Annotated in this window: 2 protein-coding genes; both read right to left on the bottom strand. The window is 40.0% G+C overall.

The window, feature by feature from the left end:
- Positions 1-377: 377 nt before the first annotated feature.
- Positions 378-2318, bottom strand: a complete 1941-nt coding sequence (locus tag GV828_RS13040; protein WP_166537934.1) for an OmpA family protein — start codon at positions 2316-2318, stop codon at positions 378-380.
- A 12-nt stretch (positions 2319-2330) separates the two neighbouring features.
- A partial coding sequence (locus GV828_RS13045) for a PorP/SprF family type IX secretion system membrane protein (RefSeq protein ID WP_166537935.1) occupies positions 2331-3062 on the bottom strand: 732 nt, incomplete at its 5' end.

Consider the following 3062-nt stretch of genomic DNA (forward strand, 5'->3'; position numbering starts at 1 on the left):
AAGTCCTCGGCAGAAAAAACTTTTTTTGTAGCCCAAAAAACGAGCTTCCGCTGGTCGCTGTTTTTTCCGGGCACAAAAAATAGTTTTTCTGCCTCCGGGCTTTCCACTTCAATCGCTGCTGCAACGATTTGAATTAAAAGTCGAAAGTTCCAAGCTTAAAACCTTTGCGTCTTTGCGAGACAAAAATCTAATTCAAAAGTTCTAATGTTAAAAACCTTTGCGTCTTTGCGAGATAAAACCTTCATTCCCTAGTGGTGCAAAAAAAATTCAGGTTGAAAAAGATTCCGCCTTCGCAAGAAAAAATAAAAAAACCTAACAAGTTTTCACAAACCTGTTAGGTTCCAAAAGTCAAACTTTCGACTTTAAACAAAAAAACCTTACATCGCTACAATCACAAACTCGCTTCGGCGGTTTTTCTGATGATCGGCTTCGGAGCAGTTCACGCCATCAGCACAATTGTTTACCAGTTGGGTTTCACCATAACCTTTTCCGGTTAAACGGCTGGCTTCAATGCCTTGAGATACCATCCAAGCCACGGTTGATTTGGCTCTTCTATCGGATAATTTTTCGTTGTATTGGTGGGTTTGACGGCTATCAGTATGTGATCTTACATCCACTTTCATGTTTGGATATTGTTTCATCACGTCCACAATTTTAGCCAAATCAACTGCCGCATCCGGACGGATATTCCATTTATCTAAGTCAAAATAAATAATTTCAATTCCAAATGTTTTGGCCAAATCCGAACCAACGGTTACTGGTTTCACCGATTTTTCAAGTTCAATATCAAGTGTTGTTTCGCCTGATTTTTCGCCGATTGTTATGCGGTTTTCACTGGTGTTGTATTCCGGTTTTTCAGCTTTTACGTAGTAATTTTTACCACATTCCACTTCTTCAAAACGGTAATTTCCTTCGCTGTCTGAGATAGTGGTTTTGATGACTTTGAACGAATTATCCGACAGCGTAACTTTTGCGTCAGCAATAATTTCTTTGGTTTCAAGGTCCATAATTGTTCCGGCCAAAAGCTGTTCGCATTCGAGTTTTTTGGTTTCCTGAAAGCGGTAAATATCGTCATAACCTTTGCCTTCACTACGATTTGAAGAAAAATATCCAAATCTGGTTTCGGTGTTGATGTAATACCCAAAATCATCCATCGGCCCATTGACAGGTGTTCCCACGTTTTGCACATTTTGGGTATCGGGAATATTATTTTGTAAAATTTTGGTTACAAAAACATCTAAACCTCCCAATCCCGGATGACCGTCTGAGGCGAAATACAATTCGTTTTCATTGGATACAAAAGGAAAAGTTTCTCTACCTTCGGTATTGATGCCTTTGCCTAAATTTTCGGGTGTTCCAAAACTTCCATCATCACTAATTTGCACTTTCCAAAGGTCCGAAGCTCCCAAAGTTCCGGGCATATCTGAGGCAAAATAAAGCGTTTTTCCATCTGGCGAAAGCGCTGGATGTGCTACGCTGTAATCATCGCTGTTGAAGGGAAGTTCGGTGATGTTTTTCCATTTTCCGTCTTCCAGAGTGGCTTTGTAAATTTTTAAAAGCGTAATTTTTTCTGAATTTTTGCCTTTTTTTCCGTCTTTGTAATTGTTTCGGGTAAAATAAATGGTTTGCCCATCAGGACTAAAAACGGGGGTTGATTCGTGAAATTTTGAATTTAAAGACGAAGAAAATTTCTCGGGTTTTTCGGCAATTGAGCCATCCACATTGAGTTTTGCTGCATAAATTTGGGTAAAACTTTGGTTGGTCCAGCGGTGTTTTCGGGTGGAAATTCCGCCGGTGTCGCGGGCTGATGCAAATAAAATTTTATCGCCAAAAACCGTGGTGCCATAATCTGAATATTCAGAGTTTATCCCGAAATTTTCTACTTTGTATCTTCCGGAATTGTCTTTTATTTTTTGCAAATAATCTTTATCTGAAGCATATAATTTTGCTCGCTGGTCTTGGGTATTTAACTTGTTGAACTGCTCGAGCATTTCATTGGCTTTGCCATAATCTCCAACTGATTTTAGGGTTTGCGAATAGCGGTAAAAATATTCGGCTTCGGCTGGATTTCCCATGGCAAAAAGTTCGGCATACCAACGGTTGGCTTCGGGTAATTGGGCATTGAAATAATAAGCATTTCCCAATTTTTGAAACATTTCTGCTGATTTGTAGCCTTTTTCTGCCACACGTTCGTAAGTTTTGATGGCATCGATGTAGGCATATTTTTCGTATTGTTTGTCGGCCGATTTTACCTGTGCTTTTTGGGCGAAAAGGCTGGTGGTAAACAAAAATGCCGCTAGGTAATGGTGTATTTTCATGGCTGTTTTTTTTTAGAAAAATCTTGGAGAAATGATGCGGTCGTAACGGTTGAAGAGCTCGAAACGAAGGAAAATTTCGTGCGATCCGGAGTTGTAATTTTCCAGTCTTGTGGTTTCCATATCGTATCCGTAACCTATGAAAAGTCCGTCACTTACCTGAAATCCTGCCATAGCACTAAGTGCCGCACTCCATCGCCAGGCCAAACCTACAGTGAATTTTTCGTTAAAAAGCGCATTGGCCGAAACATCAAGCTGCAAAGGCGAACCTTCCACGGCTTTCATCAAAAATGCGGGTTTTAATTTAATGTCCGGCGAAAGGTCAAAAACGTGACCTCCAATTAAATAAAAGTGCATTTTTTCTTTGGTTACCTGAATGGTATTATCGTCATAACGGTGGGTTTCGAAGAAATTTGGAACCGATAAACCCACGTAACTTTTATCGGAATGAAAATAAACTCCAGCACCAATATTTGGGCTTAATTCATTGTCGATGCTTTGTAAATTAGGGTCATTTGGGTTGTAAATTCGGAGTTTGTTGACATCCAAATTGAACAAATTGGCCGTTGCCTTAATCCCGAACGATAGTTTAAAGGTTTCCGAGGTTGGAACCGTGTAAGAAATATCTGCCGAAATTGCGTTTTCGTCTGTTGGACCAATTCTATCGTTGACAAAGGAAAGTCCAAGCCCTAAATTAGTGTTGTTAATTGGGGTGTTCATCGAAAAGGCGTTAGTGGTTGGAGCACC

The organism is Flavobacterium ichthyis, from assembly GCF_009915155.1.
In the GTDB taxonomy this organism is placed as follows: Bacteria; Bacteroidota; Bacteroidia; order Flavobacteriales; family Flavobacteriaceae; genus Flavobacterium; species Flavobacterium ichthyis.